This window comes from Kribbella pittospori, assembly GCF_004331465.1.
In the GTDB taxonomy this organism is placed as follows: domain Bacteria; phylum Actinomycetota; class Actinomycetes; order Propionibacteriales; family Kribbellaceae; genus Kribbella; species Kribbella pittospori.
The window spans coordinates 26,466-45,850 of record NZ_SJKB01000005.1; the positions used below are offsets into that span (position 1 = coordinate 26,466).

Consider the following 19,385-nt stretch of genomic DNA (forward strand, 5'->3'; position numbering starts at 1 on the left):
CAGGTCATGCCCACGGTGATTCTGGTCCGCCACGGCCGCAGCGCCTCCAACACCTCCGGCACGCTGGCCGGCCGCACTCCTGGTGTGAAGCTGGACGAGACCGGCGTACGCCAGGCGGAGGCGGTCGCACAGCGACTGGCCACGCTGCCACTGGCCGCGATCGTCACCTCGCCACTGGAGCGCTGCAAGCAGACCGCCGCGGCGATCGCGAAACTCCACGAAGGGTTGCGTCCGGCAACGGATCGGCGGCTGACCGAGTGCGGGTACGGCGACTGGACCGGCAAGAAGATCGCCACGCTGGCGAAGGACCCGCTGTGGGCGGTCGTGCAGCAGCACCCGTCCGCGGTGACGTTCCCGGGTGGCGAGTCGATGCGGGCGATGCAGCAGCGGGCGGTGGACGCAGTCCGGGCCCACGACGCGGCGCTGGCGAAGAGCCACGGCCCCAACGCCCTGTGGGTGGCGGTGTCGCACGGCGATGTGATCAAGGCGATCGTGGCGGACGCGCTCGGGCAGCACCTGGACACGTTCCAGCGGATCGTGGTCGACACCGCGTCGACGACGATCATCACCTACACCACGACCCGTCCGTTCCTGGTCCGCCTCAACGACTCCGGCAGCGAACTGGAGTCGCTGATCCCCAAACCCCCGGCCAAAGGCAGGACCAAGAAGCAGTCCTCGGACGCGGTAGTCGGCGGACGGTAACAAGAACATGCCCGGTCGTCCCACGCCTACTGCGCGGCACCCGGTGGCATATCTGGCTGCACTGGTGACAAGGCCACGATGCTCCGCATCGAGACCTCGCCCCCAGCACACCCAGCTATGCCACCGTGCACCTGCTCGCGACGGCGTGGGACGACCGGGCATGTTCTAGGGTCTAGACATGGCGCGCGTTGTTCATTCGTACGACGATCCGGATCGGTTCGTCGCCGGCACCGTGGGGGAACCCGGTGCCAGGACCTTCTTCCTGCAGGCCCGGGCCGGTGCCCGGCTGACCTCGGTGGCCTGTGAGAAGGAGCAGGTGATGGCGCTCGCGGAGCGGCTGGACGTGATGCTGGACGAGGTCGCCCGGCGGTTCGACCGGGATCCGATCACGCCGGCCGGTGCGGACGACACCGACCCGCTCGAGCAGCCGATCGAGGAGGAGTTCCGGGCCGGCACCATGACGCTGGCCTGGGAGGCCGACGCGGAGCGCGTGGTGATCGAGGTGTTCTCGGTCGTCCCCGGCGAGCAGGCCGAGCTGGAGGAGACCGACCCGGTCCAGGCCGCGATGGACTCCGAGGACGCCGAGGTGTTCATCGTCCGGATCAGCGAGGAGCAGGCCCGGGCGTTCGCCCGGCGGGCCGTCGCGCTGGTCGCGTCCGGGCGGCCGAGCTGCCCGTTCTGCGGCCGGCCGATCGACCCGGAGGGGCACATCTGCCCGCGCGCCAACGGCTATCGCAGGCACCTGCCGGAATGATCGACCAGGACCTGCTCACCCAGGGGGAGCTGTCCCTGCACGGCCGCCTGGTGGCCGCGTCGAACGGGACGTTCCAGGGCTCGGTGAGTCTCGAGGACCGGACGGCGACGGTGGTCTACAAGCCGGTCCAGGGCGAGCGGCCGCTGTGGGACTTCCCCGACGGCACGCTGGCCCAGCGGGAGTACGCGGCGTACGTCGTGTCCGAGGCGCTGGGCTGGTCTGTGGTGCCGCCGACGCTGCTGCGGGACGGACCGCTCGGCGAGGGCATGGTGCAGCTGTGGATCGACGAGGTCGAGCTGCCGGCGGGGGAGACGGAGCTGGTCGACATCGTCCCGCAGGGTCGCGTGCCGAAGGGATGGGTCGGCGTCTTCGATGCGCTCGACGGCCGGCACAACCCGGTCACGCTGGTACACGCGGACAACCTGGCACTGCAGCGGATGGCGGTGTTCGATGCCGTGGTCAACAATGCCGACCGCAAGGGCGGCCATGTGCTGAACCCGGGGGACGGCCGCGTGTTCGGGGTCGACCACGGGGTCACCTTCAACGCCGACGACAAGCTGCGGACCGTGTTGTGGGGCTGGGCCGGTGACCCCATCCCGGCCGAGCTGCTGGACGACGTACGCACGCTCGCGGACCGGCTCGCAGGCGGCCTCGGACAGGAGCTCTGCGAGCTGATCACCGCGGTGGAGCTGACCGCGACGCGTGAGCGGTGCGCGGCGCTGCTGAAGACAGGCATCTACCCGTACCCCAGCGAGGACTGGCCGGCCATCCCCTGGCCGGCGTTCTAGTGCCCTGCCCGGTACGGCGTCAGCGGCTGCCGCCGAAGGTCTCCAGCAGCGTCTGACGCTCGGCATCGGTGAGGTTCGTGTCGACGAGCTTGCTGTGCATGCCGTGGAACCGTTCGCCCACCCGGTCGAGGTCGCCGTGCTCGGTGACCGCGAAGAGGGCCGAGGTCCCTGGCGTCACTTCGGTGCGAATCTTGTGCAGTTGCTCCTTGGTGATGCCGGCATCCTGGGTCGTCTTGCTGATCGCGCCGATCGCCGCCCCGGCGACGCCACCGATCACCGGCACGAAGAACAGGGCACCGATCAGGACACCCCACAAAGCCCCCCAGCCGGTGCCGCGCCAGGTGTCCTCGTGTGCCTGCTTGGTGGTCGGATGCGAAGCGTCCTGCGGCCACGAGACGACCGCGTGGTCGAGGATCTTCACCAGCCCGTCCCGCTCGCAGCCCTTGAGGATCTTGGCGGCGTGCTCGGCGCCGTCCGGACCATCGAACTTCCACACCGTAAAGGCGGTCATGGTGCACTCCTTGCCGTCGATCGAACCGAATGCATGCTCGGAACGCGCGGCGAGCATCCCGCCGCAACCCCATCGTGGGCGCCGAACCACCTGGCAGACGTCACCCGGCCAGGATGAATCTGCGGAACCGGGCGACCGGAGAGTGGAACCGTGTCGCGGCACTGAAATCGGGGCTGGCATAAGCTCCAGGACATGCAGGCGTGGACAACTCCAGACATCCCGGTCGTCCCGGGTCCGGCCCGGCGGCTGCGGCTCCACGACACCGCCTCGGGCGGACCGGTCGAGGTACCGCCGGCCGACGGCGGCACCGCCCGGATGTATGTGTGCGGCATCACGCCGTACGACGCCACGCATATGGGCCATGCGGCGACGTACGTGACGTTCGACCTGATCAACCGGATGTGGCGGGACGCCGGGTACGAGGTCAGCTACACGCAGAACATCACCGACGTCGACGACCCGCTGCTCGAGCGGGCCGCCGAGACCGGAGTCGACTGGACCGACCTGGCCCACCGCGAGATCCAGCTGTTCCGCGATGACATGACCTCGCTGCGGGTGATCCCGCCGCAGCACTACATCGGCGTGGTCGAGTCGGTCGATCTGGTGGCCAACGCTGTCGACGAGCTGCGCCGGGCCGGCGCGGTCTACTCGGTCGACGGTGACCTGTACTTCGCGGTGAAGGCGGACCCGGCGTTCGGCGGCGTCTCCGGATACGACCGCCCGACGATGACGGAGTTGTTCGCCGAGCGCGGCGGCGACCCGGAGCGTGAGGGCAAGCGGGACCCGCTGGACAGTCTGCTGTGGCGTCACGAGCGCCCGGGGGAGCCGGCCTGGGATTCGCCCGTCGGCCGCGGCCGGCCCGGGTGGCACGTCGAGTGTTCGGCGATCGCGCTGGAGTACCTCGGGATGTCGTTCGACGTCCAGGGTGGCGGGACGGACCTGATCTTCCCGCACCACGAGATGTCGGCCAGCGGCGCGCAGGTCGCGACCGGCGAGCACCCGTTCGCCCACTCGTACGTGCACCAGGCGATGGTCGGCCTGGACGGCGAGAAGATGTCGAAGTCCAAGGGCAACCTGGTGCTGGTCTCGAAGGAGCGGCAGGCCGGTTCCGACCCGATGGCGATCCGGCTGGCGCTGCTCGCGCACCACTACCGCACCGAGTGGTTCTGGACCGAGTCGGTGCTGCTCGAGGCGCAGGAGCGGTTGGACGTCTGGCGCGGTGCGGTCAGCCGGGGCTCGGGTCCCGACGGTGCGGCCGCGGTCGACGCCGTACGGGCCGCGCTCACGAACGACCTCGACAGCGTCGCCGCGCTGTCCGCGATCGACACCTGGGCCGAGACCAACGGCGACGACCCCGAGGCCCCCGCTCTGGTGGCCCTGGCGATCGACGCCTTGCTCGGCGTCAAGCTGTAGGTCTGGCGGTCAGCCCGTCACCGGCTGGTGGGTCTTGACCGGCGTCGGAGGCGTCGCCGCCGGCGGCTCGTTGAGCTGCGGTGGCTCAGTGGTCGGCGGATGGGTCGGCTTCGGCGTGGGATGTGGCGCCGGCTTGGCACAGGTCGCGGAGGCCAGCCGGATGATCTGCGTGCCGCCGCCGAGGTCGATCGTCAGTCCGGTGATCGTGAACGAACCATCCGTACGTTTGGCCTGTTCGTTCACCGTAATGGTCGCCAGCGGGGCGGCCGGGATCGTCGCGCCCTGCTTGGTGGTCGGCAGCGCGATGCGCTGACCGAGCAGGGTCAGGGCGCCGATGTCGACACCGCCCTCGTCACCGGAGCACCAGACGTTGACCGAGTCGATGCCGAGCAGCGAACTCGGTGGCGTGAGCAACAAGTTGCAGAGGTCGGGCAGGTTCTTGACCGGCAGATCCTTGGTGCTGAGCTTTGGCAGCGGCAGCCCGAGGTCAGGCAACGGGAGATCGGGGATCGGCAGGTCGTCGGCGCCTTGCGCAGGCAGGTTGGCGCAACTCTGCTTCAACTCCGGCGGGAGCTTCACCTGGCTGAGGATGTCCGGGCCGACGACCACGTCGAACAGTTCGACCGAGGCCGAGTCGTTCCCGGCGGTCGCGTTCCCGGCCCGCACGGAGATCAGCGGGTTCTTCGGGAGTTCGAGTGCGGACGTCGTGTGTCGCTTCCCGTCGGGCGATTCGGCGTACGGCGTCTTGGCGATCGGGAACTGTCCGTCCGCACTGACGGCGTACGCCGAGGACGGCCGGGCCGCCGCGTTGCCCACGGGCGCGCTCGCGACCACGGTGAACGCCACCACGCCGCCGACGGCCGCGACCGTGGTGACGGTCCGCGCGAGGTCTGGTCGCATCACGGTGTCCTCAACTTTCTATTTGCTGTCGATCAGGACGAGCGTCCCGAGCGGCACCTTCTGCAGATGGGCGAGTGCGGTCGTCGGCACGCGGACACAACCGGCGCTGATGGCGGCTCCGAACACGTCCGGCCGCGGCCAGCCGTGGATCGCGACCGTACCAGGGCCGCCACCGAACGTGTCCAGAGTGGGACTGTGCGCACCCAAGGGCAGCACGATCGGCGACGCGGACCGCTTGTTGTCGATGATCGAGCCGAGCAGGAACGTGCGGCCCGGCGGCGTCGGCGTCTTCTTCGCGCCGACCCCGGCCTTCCACACCCCGAGCCGCCGGCCGCGCTCGAACAGCTCGATCGTGCGCGAGCCCGTGTGGACCTTGATCAGGTACGACGACGACGCCCGATCCAGGTCCTCGTCCGGGAGCCAGCCGGTCGAACGGTTCGGCTTGGACGGCAGCAGCACCCGGACCCAGCCGTCGGCCTGCTCGACCACCGGCAGCCAGGTCTGGCCGAACTGCGTGGGCCCGATCTTGGCGAACGCGTCCGCGTCCGGTGCGCTGTAGAGCGCGGTCTCGGTCCGCGGGTGCACGACCAGTCCGTCGGTCCCGGCGTACGGCTGGGGATCGAGTGGTGCGGTCGTGATCGTGGTTGCTGTTGTCGACGCGGCGAGCGTGGTGAGGTCGACGGTCTCCTGCTTGTCGTCGTCGTTGGTGAACCCGAGCACGGCGACGATGCCGAGTACGGCGAGCACAGCCAAGGCCGGAGCCGAGCTCCCGCCCTTCGCCTTGCCCATAACCCGCTCCCCAGGATCCTCGACCGGACGAGGATAAGCCGATCCCCACCATCACGCCAGTGTTGATGAACCAGTCAGGTTGTCACATAGTGCGCCGCGATCTCGTCACTCGTTGTCAGCCAGACGTCGCTCTGCGAGGCAATGTACTCCAGGGCAAGGTCGAGGTACTTCGCCAGGAACGGCTGACCGATCACGAACGGGTGCAGCGCGAGTGCCATCACCCGGCCGCTGTGCTCGGAGTCGGCGCGGAGTACGTCGTACTGGTCCTTGACCATCTGGAGGAACTCGGGGCCGGACGTACCGCGGAGGAACAGGCCGAGGTCGTTGAGCCCGAGGGTGTACGGGACGCTGAGCATGCCGGGGACGTTCAGCCGGTACGGCTGGTCGTCGTTGGTCCAGTCGAGCACGTACTGGTAGCCCAGCTCGGACAGCAGTTGCGGGGTGTTGTCGGTCTCGGTCAGGGCAGGACCCATCCAGCCCTTCGGCCGTTGACCGGTCGCGGTCTCGATGGTGCCGGTGATGTCGGCGAGGACCTTGCGCTCCTCGTCCGGTGCGTAGCCGGTGTGCAGGATCGAGTTGGTCGAGCCGTGCGCGAGCCAGACCCAGTCGCGTTCCACGCCGGCCTTGATGATCTGTGGGTTGTGCTCGGCAACCATCGAGTTCACCAGCGCACTGGCCCGGATGCCGTGCCGGTCGAGAATGTCCATGGTGCGCCAGATGCCGACCCGGGCACCGTAGTCGCGCCAGCCGTGGTTCAGCGGGTCCGGCTTCAGGTCCAGCGGCCAGATGCTGGTGGACGGCTCGCCGGGGAGGAAGTGCTCGATGTTGAGGCCGACGTAGAAGGCGAGCTTCTTGCCGTCCGGCCAGGTGAGCTTGGGGCGTTCGGTGATCGGGCTGTAGTCGAAGAGCGTCATACCGACACGGTAAAATCTGACATCAGTGTCAAGTTCAAGTCCCGCGGGAGGATCGGCGATGCGGATCGGTGAGCTGGCCCGGCAGACCGGGGTGAGTGAGCGGTCGCTGCGGTACTACGAGCAGCAGGGGCTGCTCGTGTCGGAGCGGAGTCCCGGTGGACAGCGCGAGTACGCCGAGCGCGCCGTCGACCGGGTGATCCTGATCCAGGACTTGTTCGCGGCCGGCCTGCACAGCAAGAAGATCGCTCAGCTGCTCCCGTGCATGCGCGACCCCGACGGCGGCCCGAACGAGCGCGCCACCCCGCAACTCGTCACCGACCTGACCGAGGAGCGCGACCGCATCGACCGCATGATCGCTGACCTGACCATGTCCCGATCAGTCCTGGACGACGTCATCACCACCGCGGCCCAGGAGCTCTAATCGCTGGGGTGGTTCTTGTTTCTGCGGCGTAGGTAGCGCTCGAACTCGGCGGCGATTGCGTCGCCGGTGGCTTCGGGCAGGTCCGCGGTGTCGCGCTGCTCCTCGAGCGAGTGCACGTACTCCGCGACCTCCGGGTCTTCCTCGCTGAGCTCGTCGGCGCCGCGTTGCCAGGCACGGGCCAGCTCGGGCAGGTCGCCGTCCGGGATCTGCAGGTCCAGCAGCGCCTCGATCTTGGTCAGTAGCGCGAGCGACGCCTTCGGGCACGGCGTACTGGCGATGTAGTGGGGGATCGCGGACCAGATCGACACCGACGGCACGCCGAGCGTGCTGCACAGGTCGGCGAAGACGCCGGTGATCCCGGTGGGGCCCTCGTACGTCGACGGCTCGAGGCTCCACGACGCGGACAGCTCCGAGTCGGACGAGGTCGCCGAGACCGGGATCGGCCGGGTGTGCGGGGAGTCCGCGAGCAGTGCGCCGAGCACCACCACGAGCTGGGCGTTCGACTCGTCGACCACCTCGAGCAGCTCCTGGCAGAAACCGCGCCAGCGCATGTTCGGCTCGATGCCGCGGATCAGCAGCACGTCCCGGTCGGTGTCCTCGGGCCGGGCGACGTACATCCGGGTGGTCGGCCAGGTCAGCTGCCGCCCGCCGTCCTCGTCGAAGCCGACCATCGGCCGGTTCACCTGGAAGTCGTAGTAGTCCTCGGGGTCGATCGCGGTGACGAGCTCCGCGTCCCACTCGTCGATCAGGTGGTCGACCGCGCCGGTGGCCGCCTCGGCCGCGTCGTTCCAGCCCTCGAACGCGGCGATCACGACCGGGTCCCTCAGGTTCGCGAGGTCAACCACTCGCAGGCCCCCTGTCGTCTGTGTGCCATCCGGCGGGGTCGCCGGAATCCGGACTGCCCAGCCTACGTGGTCGCGCCGACGGGCGTGCCGGGTTTCACGCCCAGCGGAACGTGTCGCCGTCCGTCGGCCGGACCCGGCGGCGGCCGGTCCGGGGGGACAAAGGAAAATGGTTCCGCGAACCGATCGCGCCAGGCCTGACGAAGGAGCTGCACTTGCACCCGGAACAATCCCTCCAAGCGGTGCTCTGGGACATGGACGGGACCTTGGTCGACTCCGAGAAGACCTGGGCCGAGGTGCAGATCCAGTTCCTCGCCGAGCTCGGGGTGACCTGGACCGAGCAGGACTGCCTGACCCTCATCGGCAGTGACCTGCGCGACGCGGTCAAGGTCTGGATGGCGCGGATCCCGGCCGGTGTGATCACCGCCGACGAGCTGGCCGAGCAGATGTTCGGCCGGGTGGTGGACGAGCTCCGCAAGGAGGTCAGCTTCCAGCCGGGCGCGGTCGAACTGCTCCGGGCGCTGCGCAAGGAGGACATCCCGTGCGCGCTGGTGTCGGCGTCGTACCGGGTGATGATCGACGCGGTGCTCGGTCATCTGCCGCCCGACCCGTTCGACGTGATCGTGGCCGGCGACGAGGTGACGCACGGCAAGCCGCACCCGGAGCCGTACCTGACCGCGGCGCGCAAGCTGGGCGTCGACCCGACCCGGTGCGTGGTGATCGAGGACTCGAACACGGGTACCGAGTCCGGTACGGCGGCCGGCGCGTACGTGGTCGCCGTACCCCAATGGGTGACGATTCCGGACGCGCCCCGACGGCTGGTGGTGCGTTCGCTCGAGCCGCTCACGCCGGAGGCCCTGCGCGACCTGCTCCGTTGACGGGTTACCGTCACTTGGTGCCCTCGGGGGCGTTGTTCGGGTAGCGGGCTGGGGAAGGGTGAGATGTTGACCGAGTGGTGGCGCCGTGGTGCCGTGACGGCCGCGGTGGGTGTGCTGAGCGTGACGTTGGCCGCGTGTGGGGAGCCGGACGACAACGCGCCGCATCCGGGTGAGCCGTCGCCGAAGGCGATGGTGCTCCGGCTCGCGACCACCGACCAGGTCACCTCGCTCGATCCGGCCGGTCCGTACGGCGTGGGCTCGCGGACCGTCCAGGCGAACCTGTACCAGACGCTGCTCACGATCATGCCGGGCAAGCCGACGCCGGTCCCGGACGCCGCCGACTGCCAGTTCGACTCGCCGACGACGTACACCTGCAGCCTGAAGGAAGGGCTGAAGTTCCCGAACGGGCACGAACTGACCTCGTCGGACGTGAAGTTCAGCTTCGAGCGGATGCTCAAGCTGAAGACCCCGAACGGGCCGGCCCCGATGTTCTCCTCGCTGACCTCGGTCAGTACGCCGGACGACCTCACCGCGGTGTTCCACCTGAAGAGCCCGGACGCGCGGCTGCCCTACCTGCTGACCACGACCGCCGGGTCGATCGTCGACGAGGAGTACTACCCGGCGAACAAGCTGCTCGACACCAAGGCGATGGGCAGCGGCCCGTACCAGCTGACGGCGTACCGGCCGGGGGAGCGGATCATGCTCGCTCGCTTCGACGGGTACCGCGGTCCGCGCGGACCGCAGAACGACGGCGCCGACATCACGTTCGTGAAGGACTCGACCGCGCTCTACCAAGCGGTGACCACGGGCAAGACGGACCTGGCGTTCCATGGCTTCGGGCCCAACCTGCTGGACAAGCTGCGTACGTCGGACCAGGTCCAGCTGGTCGAGTCCGACTCGGCGGCGATCCAGTTCTACTCCTTCCACATGAAGTCGCTGACGTCGCGCAAGCTCGCCGTACGTCGCGCCTTCGCGCAACTGCTCGACCGGCAGATGCTGGTGAAGAAGGTGTACGGCGACCACGTCGCGCCGCTGTTCTCACTGGTGCCACCCGGGTTCGGCGGGCAGGTGGATGCGTTCAAGACGGAGTACAAGCAGCCGAACAAGACTGCCGCTGCCGCGATCCTCAAGGAGGCCGGCATCACCGTACCGGTGCCGCTGACGGTGGGGTGGACACCGGTGCAGTACGGCACGACCGCGAAGGCGGAGGTGCTCGAGCTGAAGCGCCAGCTCGACGCGTCCGGGCTGTTCCGGGTGACGTTGCGGAACGCGGACTGGCCGGAGTACCAGACGCTTGCCCGCGCGGGTGCGTACGACGTCTACTACGGGAGCTGGATCCCGGAGTACCCGGATGCCGACGACTACCTCGCGCCGTTCGTCCGGGCCGGTGGCGGCTTCCAGAACGGCTACCGGTCCTCGGCGGCCGCGAAGCTGCTGCAGCAGGAAACGACGGAGCAGAACGGGCTGGAACGCGACGACCTGATCGGTCAGCTACAGGGAGTGCTGGCCGAAGAGGTTCCGGCCGTCCCGGCCTGGCAGAGCCGGTTCACGGTGGCGGCCGGCAAGGACATCGAGAATGTGCCCGCGGCGCTCAATTCGTTGTCGTTCCTGTACCTGTCCGGTCTCCGCAAGTAATCACTGCGGCGTGACACAAAGATGCCATGACAGTAACGGTTCGCGAGGCCCCGGCGACCGTGGGTACGGCGCCGTGGTTTACTGCGGAATGTCCACGATACGGGACGATTTCCTGACGGTCACGATCGGGCAACGCAGCACTTTCCGCGTTTGACTCCAGCCTGTAATGGCGGCAGGTTAAGGCGGCAGCCATACCGGATTCGTCCCGGTTCCATCGAACATCGAGGCAGGGGAACCCATCGCGTGAGCACGCCACTCGAGGTCGAGCCGGGAGCATCGGCAGCGCAGCCTGAGGCCATCCTCAAGGGCGCCGGCAAGATCGAGGGTCGCTCGCTGTGGCAGATCTCCTGGATGCGGCTGAAGCGCGACAAGGTCGCGCTGGCCGGTGGCGCCTTCGTGGCCTTCCTGGTCCTGGTCGCGATCTTCGCCCCGCTGCTGTGCAAGCTCCTCGGTGTCACGCCGAACGACTTCCACCAGGACCTGGTCGACCCGTCACTGCAGACGCCGATCGGCAAATGGGGCGGGATCAGCGCGGACCACCCGCTCGGGATCGAGCCGGTGAACGGCCGCGACATCTTCGCCCGGATCGTGTACGGCGCCCGGGTCTCGCTGCTGATCGCGTTCCTGGCAACCATGGTGTCGGTCGTGATCGGCACCGTCATGGGCGTCGTCGCGGGGTACTTCGGCGGCTGGGTGGACTCGCTCATCAGCCGGATCATGGACATCTTCCTCGCCTTCCCGCTGTTGCTGTTCGCGCTCGCGCTGGTCGGTGCCCTCCCGGACAAGCTGCTCGGCATCCAGGGAGACGCGCTGCGGGTGGCGCTGGTCATCTTCATCATCGGCTTCTTCAGCTGGCCCTACATCGGCCGGATCATCCGCGGGCAGACGCTGTCGCTGCGGGAGCGGGAGTTCGTCGACGCCGCCCGAAGCCTCGGCGCCCGGCGTCCGTACATCCTGTTCACCGAGCTGCTGCCGAACCTGATCGCGCCGATCCTGGTGTACGCGACGCTGCTGATCCCGACGAACGTGCTCTTCGAGGCCGGCCTGTCGTACCTGGGTGTCGGTATCCGCCCGCCGACGGCCAGCTGGGGCGACATGCTGTCGATCGCCGCGAACTGGTACCAGGTCGACCCGATGTACATGGTCCCGCCCGGTCTGGCGATCTTCCTGACGGTGCTTGCCTTCAACCTGTTCGGCGACGGATTGCGCGACGCGCTGGACCCGCGGTCGCGATAGGACTTCTCTCCAACCAGGGAGCCCACGGATGTCACAGCTCTCACGAAAAAAGGGGTGCAACAAGAGATGAGATGGAATCGCATCAGGACGGCAACCGCCGTCAGTGCGGCCGTCGCCTTGAGCCTGGTGGCTTGCGGGGGACCCAAGGCGACGCCCGGAGGAGGGACCAGCAGCGAAGGCGCCGCTACCGCGGAGGCCAACGCCGCTGTCAACAAGGTGTTCAGCCCGAGCGACAAGAAGGGTGGCACCCTGCGGATGGCGATCACCGAGCTGTGGGACTCCACAGACCCCGGTGACACCTACTACGGCCTGTCCTGGAACCTGGTCCGCAACTATGTCCGGCCGCTGATGACGTTCAAGGCCGCTCCGGGCGCCGAGGGCGCGAAGCCGGTCCCGGACCTCGCCGAGGCTCCCGGCGTACCGAGCGACGACGCCAAGACGTGGACGTACAAGATCCGCAAGGGCGTGAAGTTCGAGGACGGTACCGAGGTCACCTCGAAGGACGTCAAGTACGGCGTCGCGCGTTCGCTGGACAAGACCACGCTGCCTAGCGGCCCGACGTACTTCAACGACTTCCTGCTGGACGTCCCGGCGAACTACAGCGTCTACAAGGACAAGTCGCTCGCTGGTGTGGCCAAGGCCATCGAGACGCCGGACGACCAGACCATCGTGTTCCACCTGAAGAAGCCGTTCGCCGGCTTCGACTACTTCGCGCAGCTGCCGTCGACGGCCCCGGTGCCGCAGGCCAAGGACACCGGTGCGAAGTACAAGGAACACCCGATCGCGACTGGCCCGTACAAGTTCGAGAGCTACGACGCGAACAAGGGCATGGCCCTGATCCGCAACGATCAGTACGACGCCTCGACCGACCCGGACTCGGGCCGCAAGGCACTGCCGGACAAGATCACCGTCGCATTCAACGTGAACGGCACCGACATCGACAACCGGCTGATCGCCGGTGACCTCGACGTCGACATCGCCGGTACCGGCGTTCAGGCCGAGACCCAGGCGAAGGTCCTGGCCGACCCGAAGCTGAAGGCGCACACCGACAACGTGCCGGCGCCGCGGCTCAACTTCACCGTGCTGAACAGCGACGTCGCGCCGCTGGACAACGTGCACTGCCGCAAGGCGGTCCTGTACGCCGCCGACCACGAGGGCTACCAGCGCGCGTACGGCGGCCCGATCGGTGGTGACATCGCGACGAACCTGATGCCGCCGCTGGTCACCGGTGCGCAGAAGTTCGACGACTACGGCTTCGAGACGGACAAGAACGGCAACGTCGACAAGGCCAAGGACGAGCTGAAGCAGTGTGGTCAGCCGAACGGCTTCGCCACCAACATCACCTACCGCTCCGACCGGCCGAAGGAGAAGGCTGTCGCCGAGACGCTGCAGCAGTCGCTGAAGCGGGCCGGCATCAACCTGAGCACGAAGCCCTACCCGACCGGCGACTACACCAAGCTGTACGCCGGCAAGCCGGACTTCGCGAAGAACAACAAGCTCGGCCTGATCGTCTACAGCTGGGGCGCGGACTGGAGCGACGGCTTCGGCTTCCTGAGCCAGATCGTCGACAGCCGCGTGATCAAGCCGACCGGTGGTAACTCCAACCTCGGTATCAAGATCCCCGAGGTCGACCAGTTGATCGACAAGGCGCTGTCCACCACCGACGAAGCGGCGCGCAACCAGATCTGGGTTGACGTCGACAAGAAGGTCATGGAGCAGGCGGCGGCGCTGCCGGGCATCTGGGCCAAGGGCCTGCTGTACCGCCCGGACACGCTGGCCAACGTCTTCTCCAACGACGGTCAGAGCATGTACGACTACGCCGCGATCGGTCTCAAGTAGTCGTCGGTTGCCCTGACCAACCATCATTTCGCCAGCAGAGGTAGGTGAAGGCTGACGGTGGCCGGTGATCAGCGATGATCACCGGCCACCACGCCGCGTACGGTGTTCGCATATCTGGTCCGCCGGGTGATCGGAGCAATCGTCCTGCTCTTCATCGTCACGGCCGTTACGTTCGGGATCTTCTTCCTGGTGCCCAAGCTCGGCGGTGCGACCGCCGACGACCTGGCCTCGCGCTACGTCGGCAAGAGCGCGGGTGAGGCGCAGATCCACGACACGGCGGTGCGACTCGGCTTCACCGATCCTCTCTACGTGCAGTACGGCCGCTTCGTGAAGGGCCTCGTCGCCGGATCGGACTACGACTACGGAGCAGGGATCGAGCGCTGCCCGGCGCCGTGCTTCGGCTACTCGTTCCTGACCCAGCAACCGGTCTGGCCGGACCTGGTCGCTCGAATACCGGTGACCGCCTCGCTGGCGGGCGGTGCCGCGTTCATCTGGCTGGTCACCGGTGTCGGTACCGGTGTCATCTCGGCACTCAAACGCGGGTCCGCCCTGGACCGATCACTCATGTCGGTGGCGCTGGCTGGTGTCTCGCTGCCGATCTTCTTCACCGGTCTGCTGGCGTTGTCGATCTTCAGTTACGGCCTCGGCTGGACCGCCCAGGGCGGCACCAATCCGCTCGACGAAACCAATCCGATCTGGTGGGCCTATGACCTGATCCTTCCCTGGATCACGCTGGCCTTCCTCTACGCCGCGGCGTACGCACGTCTGACCCGGGCCGGCATGCTCGAGACGATGAACGAGGACTACGTCCGCACCGCCCGGGCCAAGGGCCTGACCGAACGGACGGTGGTGATGAGGCACGGCCTGCGCTCGGCGCTGACGCCGATCCTGACCATCTTCGGTCTCGACCTGGGCCTGCTGATGGGCGGCGCGATCCTCACCGAGACGACGTTCTCGCTGCCCGGGATCGGTCAGTACGCCGTGATCGCGCTGCGGGCGAACGACCTGCCCAAGGTGCTCGGCGTGACCCTGGTCGCCGCCTTCTTCATCGTGCTGGCGAACCTGATCGTCGATCTCCTGTACGCCGTCGTCGACCCGAGAGTGCGGATCTCGTGACCGAGCCCCAAGACGTGACAGAGCCCCAGGACCAGGCTCCGCCGCAAGACACCGTCCAGCGGATTCCCCGCGGCGAGGCGTTCCTCGACGTCCGCGACCTCAAGGTGCACTTCCCGACCGACGACGGTCTGGTGAAGTCGGTGGACGGGATCTCGTTCAAACTCGAGCGCGGTAAGACGCTCGGTATCGTGGGCGAGTCCGGCTCCGGCAAGAGCGTGACCAGCCTGTCGATCATGGGCCTGCACCCGCCGGGGGTGGCCAAGATCAGCGGCGAGATCTTTCTCGACGGTCAGGACCTGGTCTCGTCCAGCCGCGAAGAGGTCCGGCTGCTGCGCGGCAAGCGGATGGCGATGATCTTCCAGGATCCGCTGTCGGCGATGCACCCGTTCTACACCGTCGGGCAGCAGATCATCGAGGCGTACCGGGTGCACAACGAGGTGAGCAAGCAGGTCGCGCGCAAGCACGCGATCGAGATGCTGGACCGGGTCGGCATCCCGCAGCCGGACCGGCGGGTGGACGCCTATCCGCACCAGTTCTCCGGTGGCATGCGGCAGCGCGCGATGATCGCGATGGCGCTGTCCTGCGACCCGGACCTGCTGATCGCGGACGAGCCGACCACGGCCCTCGACGTCACGGTCCAGGCGCAGATCCTGGACCTGATCCGGGACCTGCAGCGCGAGTTCAACTCCGCGGTCATCATCATCACCCACGACCTCGGTGTGGTCGCCGAACTGGCCGACGACATCCAGGTGATGTACGCCGGCCGCGCGGTCGAGTACAGCACCGCGGAGGACATCTTCGACCGGCCGCAGCACCCGTACACCTGGGGTCTGCTCGGTTCAATGCCGCGGATCGACCGGGAGCGCAGTGAACGGCTGATCCCGATCAAGGGCACGCCGCCCAGCCTGATCAACGTGCCGAAGGGCTGCGCGTTCAACCCGCGCTGCAACTACGCCCATCTGAACGGTGGCGCCAGTGAGACCGACCGGCCCGAGTTGCTCGACGTCGGCGACGGCCACATGGTTGCCTGCCATCTCTCCCCGAAGAACCGCCAGCAGGCGTGGGAGACCGACATCAAGCCGAAGCTGTGAACGGGACGACGACTGTGACGACTGCTGACACCGAATCCGACGCCGTCCCGGGCGTGATCGAACCGGCGATGGGCGAGGAGCTCCTCTCGGTCGACAAACTGGTGAAGCACTTCCCGATCCGCAAGGGCGTGCTGCAGCGCCAGACCGGCGCCGTCCAGGCGGTCGACGGGCTGACCTTCAACGTCAACCGCGGCGAGACGTTCTCCCTGGTGGGGGAGTCCGGCTGCGGCAAGACCACCACCGGCCGGCTGCTGACCCGCCTGCTGGAGCCGACGTCCGGCCGGATCGTCTTCGAGGGCCGCGACATCAGCCACCTCGCCGAGGGCAAGATGCGGCCGCTGCGGCGCGACGTACAGATGATCTTCCAAGACCCGTACGGCTCGCTGAACCCGCGGCACACGGTCGGCAAGATCGTCGGCGCGCCGTTCAAGCTGCAGAACGTGAAGACCGAGCACGGCGTGAAGAGGGCCGTGCAGGAGCTGCTCGAGCTGGTCGGTCTGAGCCCGGAGCACTACAACCGCTACCCGCACGAGTTCTCCGGCGGTCAGCGGCAGCGCATCGGCATCGCCCGCACTCTCGCGCTGCGTCCGAAGCTGATCGTCGCCGACGAGCCGGTGTCCGCGCTGGATGTGTCGATCCAGGCCCAGGTCGTGAACCTGCTGGAGGACCTGCAGAGCGAGTTCGACCTGACGTACGTGATGATCGCCCACGACCTGTCCGTCGTACGGCATGTCTCGGACCGGGTCGCGGTGATGTACCTGGGCAAGATCGTCGAGATCGCCGACCGAGTCAGCCTGTACGAGAAGCCGATGCATCCGTACACGGTTGCGTTGCTCTCGGCGGTCCCGGTGCCGGACACGAAGCGGAAGGCCAAGCAGGAGCGCATCCGCCTGCAGGGCGACGTACCGAGCCCGATCAACCCGCCGCCCGCGTGCCGCTTCCACACCCGGTGCTGGAAGGCCCAGGAGATCTGCAAGACGGAGGAGCCGCCGCTACTGCAGTTGGCTCCGGGTCACCAGACCGCCTGCCACTTCCCGGAGAACCAGCCCACCACCACTCCGGCTCCCACAGCAACTGACGCGAGCTGATCGCTCGGCGCCTGACGGGTCACCGTCAGGCGCCGGCCGCTTTCCGGGCCGCTTCCAGCAGGTCCTCGGTCGGCGGCACGAGTGCGGCGTCGTGCTCGCGGTAGAAGGCGAGCGCGAACTCCAGGTTCGGTACGGCGTCGTCGGGTTCACCGATGTCGTTCAGCACCCGCCCGAGCTCCAGCCGAGCCTGTGCCTCGCGCCGGAGGTCACCCACGTCGAGCGCGACCTCGAGTGCGTGTTCGGTCTGCTCGATCGCCGACTCGAAGTCCTTCAGCTGGGCATACACCATGCCGAGGACGTAATGGCCGTCGCTGACGCTCTTGCGGTAGCCGAGCACGTCCAGAACGCCCATCGCCTGGACGATCTCGGCCACGGCGGATTCCGGCCGGCCGGCCCTGGCCCTGGCCCAGGCCCGGTCGATCCGCCCGTTGGCGGCACCGGATTCGTCACCGGCCGCGGCGAACAGTTCGACGGCCGCGGTGCTGGCCGCCTCCGCCGCATTCCAGTCGCCGAGCTCGGTGTACACCTCCGTCAACGTGAGCTGGCTGGCGGCCAGGCCGCGATCGTTGCCCAGTTGCTGGTTGACGGCCAGTGCGTGCTCGACCAGCGGCAGCGCCTCGCGGTACCGGTGCATCCTGATCAGCAGCCGCGCCTTGTTGTTCGTCGCGAGCGACACCCCGCGGAGATTGCCGATCGACTCGAACACCTCGCGGGCGAGACCGAAACGCTGCGCGGACTCGTCGTAGCGCGCCAGTTCGGCCAGCGCGATCGCGGCGTCGGCGTGGAGCTGAGCCAGCGTCCAGCGTTCGATCCGGCCGGCCGCGACATTGTCGATCGCCGGCAACCAGTCCGACATGCTGCCGCGCATCGCGAAGTAGTTGTAGAGGCCGACGATCAGGCCGGCGGCGAGCTCGTCGCGGCCACCGAGGGTCCGGACCTGATCGACCAGGGCCAGGCAGTTCCGCAGCTCGTCGTCGATCCAGGCCAGCGCCTGCTCCAGCCGGGTGAACGTCGGGAACGCGGGTGCCGGTGGACGCTCCGGCCAGGCCATCCGCGCCGCCTTCGGATCGCCCATCTCGTTCGCCCGCCAGGCGACGGCGAGATAGAGCGCGAGGCTGCGGTCGAGAGCCGCGGTGCGCTCATCCTCCGGCAGTCCGGCGGCCAGCTCGCGGCCGAAGGCGCGGACGAGGTCGTGGAACAGATAGCGGCCCGGGGCGCGCGACTCGAGCAGGTGCACGTCGGTCAGACGCTCCAGCAGGCGATCGGCCTCGGCCGGCTGCGTGTCGATGAGGGCCGCGGACGTCTCGGCCGTGAAGTCTTCGGCGTCGCTGAGACTGAGCAAGATCAGGGCCTGGGCGGCGCTGTGGTCGAGCGGGTCGGCGCTGCGGTTCAGCTGTTCGATCGACAGCGAGAGGCTCGCCCGGACGTCGAGGTCGTCGACGCCGAGGAGGTCGAGCCGGCGAGACTCGTCCTCCAGCCGCTGCGCCAACTCGTTGTCGGACGCGGACGGATGCCGGACGAGCCACGCGCCGGCGACCGAGAGAGCGAGAGGGAGATGCCCACACAGCTCCGCGACGCGAGCCGCGGCCGAGGCCAGCCGGTGGGCGCCGGCGATGGTCTCGAGCAGGTGGAGTGATTCGTCGGCCGGCATCGGTTCGAGTTGCAGGTGCAGGCTCGCGGGCTGGGCGGTCAGCGTCGCGCGACTGGTGATGAGTACGGCGGATCCGCTCGCGGCCGGGATCAGCTCTGCGACCTGGCCGACATCGTGGGCGTTGTCGAGAATCAGCAGCACGCGGCGGTCGGCCAGGCGGCTGCGAAGGGCCGCGACGGCCTCGACGAGGCTGCCGGGCACGGCATCGGGCGGTACGCCGGTTCCGCGCAGGAGCTGACCGATCGCGTGTAGCGGGCTGACCGGCGTACCGGCTCCGAAGCCGCGCAGGTTCACCAGGAGGGTGCCGTCCGGGTACTGGTCGGCGCTGGTGTGGGCAGCCTGGATCGCGAGGGCGGTCTTCCCCACTCCGGCCATGCCGCGGATCGTGGCGACGATGGGTGAGCCAGGCTGCGCCGGCGTACCGCTGAGGAGATCGATCAGCTGGTCGACCTGCTGTGTGCGGCCGGCGAACCCCGCGTTCACGGACGGCAGCTGGCGAGCCACTACCCAGGCCGGACCTGCGGGCTTGGCTTGAGTGGCTGTCGGGCTGGCAGCGCCGCGTGAGGCCAGCCGCTTGAACGCTGCGAGCTCCTCCGGGGTGAGCTGGAGCGCCTTGTCCAGCTTGTCGATCGTGGTCGGGTGCGGGAACCGGCGGACGCCGCGCTCCAGCAGACCGATGGCCTGCGCACTGAGACCCGCCTGCTCCGCCAGACTCTCCTGCGTCAGATCCCTGGCCCGACGTGCATCCCGCAACCGCGCCGCGAACGTATCCTCCACCCTGTCCCCTTCGTCGCCCAGATTCTGGCAGGTCACCGGT

The 19,385-nt window shown here is 68.3% G+C and carries 18 protein-coding genes; 12 read left to right on the plus strand and 6 right to left on the minus strand.

Annotated features, from left to right (window positions below; genetic code table 11):
• Positions 1-6 precede the first annotated feature (6 nt).
• From E0H73_RS16970 to E0H73_RS16980, 3 genes are all read left to right on the plus strand, one after another.
• A complete protein-coding gene (locus tag E0H73_RS16970; RefSeq protein ID WP_131356709.1) occupies positions 7-702 on the plus strand; it encodes a histidine phosphatase family protein in 696 nt (231 codons plus the stop codon).
• Positions 703-880: 178 nt separating this feature from the next.
• Positions 881-1,456 (plus strand): DUF3090 domain-containing protein, encoded by a 576-nt coding sequence (locus E0H73_RS16975; protein WP_131356712.1) that lies wholly within the window; start codon positions 881-883, stop codon positions 1,454-1,456.
• Complete coding sequence (locus E0H73_RS16980; protein WP_131356715.1) at positions 1,453-2,244, plus strand: SCO1664 family protein; 792 nt, start codon at positions 1,453-1,455, stop codon at positions 2,242-2,244. Before E0H73_RS16975 ends, E0H73_RS16980 begins: the two co-directional genes overlap by 4 nt.
• A 19-nt stretch (positions 2,245-2,263) precedes the next feature.
• Here the strand turns inward: E0H73_RS16980 and E0H73_RS16985 are convergent, their stop codons facing one another.
• The gene (locus tag E0H73_RS16985) at positions 2,264-2,755 is read right to left on the minus strand and encodes a DUF1269 domain-containing protein (RefSeq protein WP_131356718.1); all 492 of its coding nucleotides are present in this window, start codon (positions 2,753-2,755) and stop codon (positions 2,264-2,266) included.
• A gap of 192 nt (positions 2,756-2,947) precedes the next feature.
• Here E0H73_RS16985 and mshC point away from each other — a divergent pair, with 192 nt between their 5' ends.
• Positions 2,948-4,168 carry a cysteine--1-D-myo-inosityl 2-amino-2-deoxy-alpha-D-glucopyranoside ligase gene (gene mshC / locus E0H73_RS16990; RefSeq protein ID WP_131356721.1) on the plus strand — a complete coding sequence of 407 codons (1,221 nt, stop codon included), beginning with the start codon at positions 2,948-2,950 and terminating at the stop codon, positions 4,166-4,168.
• Positions 4,169-4,177: 9 nt separating this feature from the next.
• Here mshC and E0H73_RS16995 read toward each other — a convergent pair whose 3' ends face one another.
• From E0H73_RS16995 to E0H73_RS17005, 3 genes are all read right to left on the minus strand, one after another.
• Positions 4,178-5,068 (minus strand): hypothetical protein, encoded by an 891-nt coding sequence (locus tag E0H73_RS16995; protein ID WP_131356724.1) that lies wholly within the window; start codon positions 5,066-5,068, stop codon positions 4,178-4,180.
• Positions 5,069-5,086: 18 nt separating this feature from the next.
• The gene (locus E0H73_RS17000; RefSeq protein WP_131356727.1) at positions 5,087-5,857 is read right to left on the minus strand and encodes a L,D-transpeptidase; all 771 of its coding nucleotides are present in this window, start codon (positions 5,855-5,857) and stop codon (positions 5,087-5,089) included.
• A gap of 74 nt (positions 5,858-5,931) precedes the next feature.
• Positions 5,932-6,771 (minus strand): polysaccharide deacetylase family protein, encoded by an 840-nt coding sequence (locus E0H73_RS17005; RefSeq protein WP_131356730.1) that lies wholly within the window; start codon positions 6,769-6,771, stop codon positions 5,932-5,934.
• A gap of 58 nt (positions 6,772-6,829) precedes the next feature.
• On the opposite strand from E0H73_RS17005, the gene E0H73_RS17010 reads away from it, so the two are divergent.
• The gene (locus E0H73_RS17010) at positions 6,830-7,192 is read left to right on the plus strand and encodes a MerR family transcriptional regulator (protein ID WP_131356733.1); all 363 of its coding nucleotides are present in this window, start codon (positions 6,830-6,832) and stop codon (positions 7,190-7,192) included.
• On the opposite strand, the gene E0H73_RS17015 is transcribed toward E0H73_RS17010, so the two are convergent.
• On the minus strand, positions 7,189-8,037 hold the full coding sequence (locus E0H73_RS17015) for a PAC2 family protein (protein ID WP_131356736.1): 849 nt from the start codon (positions 8,035-8,037) through the stop codon (positions 7,189-7,191). The genes E0H73_RS17010 and E0H73_RS17015 overlap by 4 nt on opposite strands.
• A 212-nt stretch (positions 8,038-8,249) precedes the next feature.
• Here E0H73_RS17015 and E0H73_RS17020 point away from each other — a divergent pair, with 212 nt between their 5' ends.
• The 7 genes from E0H73_RS17020 (at position 8,250) to E0H73_RS17050 (ending at position 16,917) form a co-directional block, all read left to right on the plus strand.
• Entirely contained in the window at positions 8,250-8,912 is a 663-nt protein-coding gene (locus E0H73_RS17020) for an HAD family hydrolase (protein WP_238164050.1), read from the plus strand.
• Positions 8,913-8,975: 63 nt separating this feature from the next.
• On the plus strand, positions 8,976-10,547 hold the full coding sequence (locus E0H73_RS17025; RefSeq protein ID WP_131356739.1) for an ABC transporter substrate-binding protein: 1,572 nt from the start codon (positions 8,976-8,978) through the stop codon (positions 10,545-10,547).
• Positions 10,548-10,790: 243 nt separating this feature from the next.
• The gene (locus E0H73_RS17030) at positions 10,791-11,783 is read left to right on the plus strand and encodes an ABC transporter permease (protein WP_131356742.1); all 993 of its coding nucleotides are present in this window, start codon (positions 10,791-10,793) and stop codon (positions 11,781-11,783) included.
• Between the two features lie 66 nt (positions 11,784-11,849).
• On the plus strand, positions 11,850-13,622 hold the full coding sequence (locus E0H73_RS17035) for an ABC transporter substrate-binding protein (RefSeq protein ID WP_131356745.1): 1,773 nt from the start codon (positions 11,850-11,852) through the stop codon (positions 13,620-13,622).
• A 102-nt stretch (positions 13,623-13,724) separates the two neighbouring features.
• On the plus strand, positions 13,725-14,738 hold the full coding sequence (locus E0H73_RS17040; RefSeq protein WP_131356748.1) for an ABC transporter permease: 1,014 nt from the start codon (positions 13,725-13,727) through the stop codon (positions 14,736-14,738).
• Positions 14,739-14,800: 62 nt separating this feature from the next.
• Positions 14,801-15,829, plus strand: coding sequence for an ABC transporter ATP-binding protein (locus E0H73_RS17045; protein WP_202867454.1), 1,029 nt, complete (start codon positions 14,801-14,803; stop codon positions 15,827-15,829).
• A 14-nt stretch (positions 15,830-15,843) separates the two neighbouring features.
• Entirely contained in the window at positions 15,844-16,917 is a 1,074-nt protein-coding gene (locus tag E0H73_RS17050) for an ABC transporter ATP-binding protein (protein ID WP_475009301.1), read from the plus strand.
• A 25-nt stretch (positions 16,918-16,942) separates the two neighbouring features.
• Here E0H73_RS17050 and E0H73_RS17055 read toward each other — a convergent pair whose 3' ends face one another.
• Positions 16,943-19,345, minus strand: a complete 2,403-nt coding sequence (locus E0H73_RS17055; RefSeq protein ID WP_165555722.1) for a helix-turn-helix domain-containing protein — start codon at positions 19,343-19,345, stop codon at positions 16,943-16,945.
• Between the last annotated feature and the right edge of the window lie 40 nt (positions 19,346-19,385).

Coding starts and splice junctions, on each gene's coding strand:
- E0H73_RS17010 (WP_131356733.1), top strand. CDS start 6,830: ATGCGGATCGGTGAGCTGGCCCGGCAGACCGGGGTGAGTGAGCGGTCG.
- E0H73_RS16970 (WP_131356709.1), top strand. CDS start 7: ATGCCCACGGTGATTCTGGTCCGCCACGGCCGCAGCGCCTCCAACACC.
- E0H73_RS17005 (WP_131356730.1), bottom strand. CDS start 6,771: ATGACGCTCTTCGACTACAGCCCGATCACCGAACGCCCCAAGCTCACC.
- E0H73_RS16995 (WP_131356724.1), bottom strand. CDS start 5,068: ATGCGACCAGACCTCGCGCGGACCGTCACCACGGTCGCGGCCGTCGGC.
- E0H73_RS17025 (WP_131356739.1), top strand. CDS start 8,976: ATGTTGACCGAGTGGTGGCGCCGTGGTGCCGTGACGGCCGCGGTGGGT.
- mshC (WP_131356721.1), top strand. CDS start 2,948: ATGCAGGCGTGGACAACTCCAGACATCCCGGTCGTCCCGGGTCCGGCC.
- E0H73_RS16975 (WP_131356712.1), top strand. CDS start 881: ATGGCGCGCGTTGTTCATTCGTACGACGATCCGGATCGGTTCGTCGCC.
- E0H73_RS16985 (WP_131356718.1), bottom strand. CDS start 2,755: ATGACCGCCTTTACGGTGTGGAAGTTCGATGGTCCGGACGGCGCCGAG.
- E0H73_RS17035 (WP_131356745.1), top strand. CDS start 11,850: ATGAGATGGAATCGCATCAGGACGGCAACCGCCGTCAGTGCGGCCGTC.
- E0H73_RS16980 (WP_131356715.1), top strand. CDS start 1,453: ATGATCGACCAGGACCTGCTCACCCAGGGGGAGCTGTCCCTGCACGGC.
- E0H73_RS17000 (WP_131356727.1), bottom strand. CDS start 5,857: ATGGGCAAGGCGAAGGGCGGGAGCTCGGCTCCGGCCTTGGCTGTGCTC.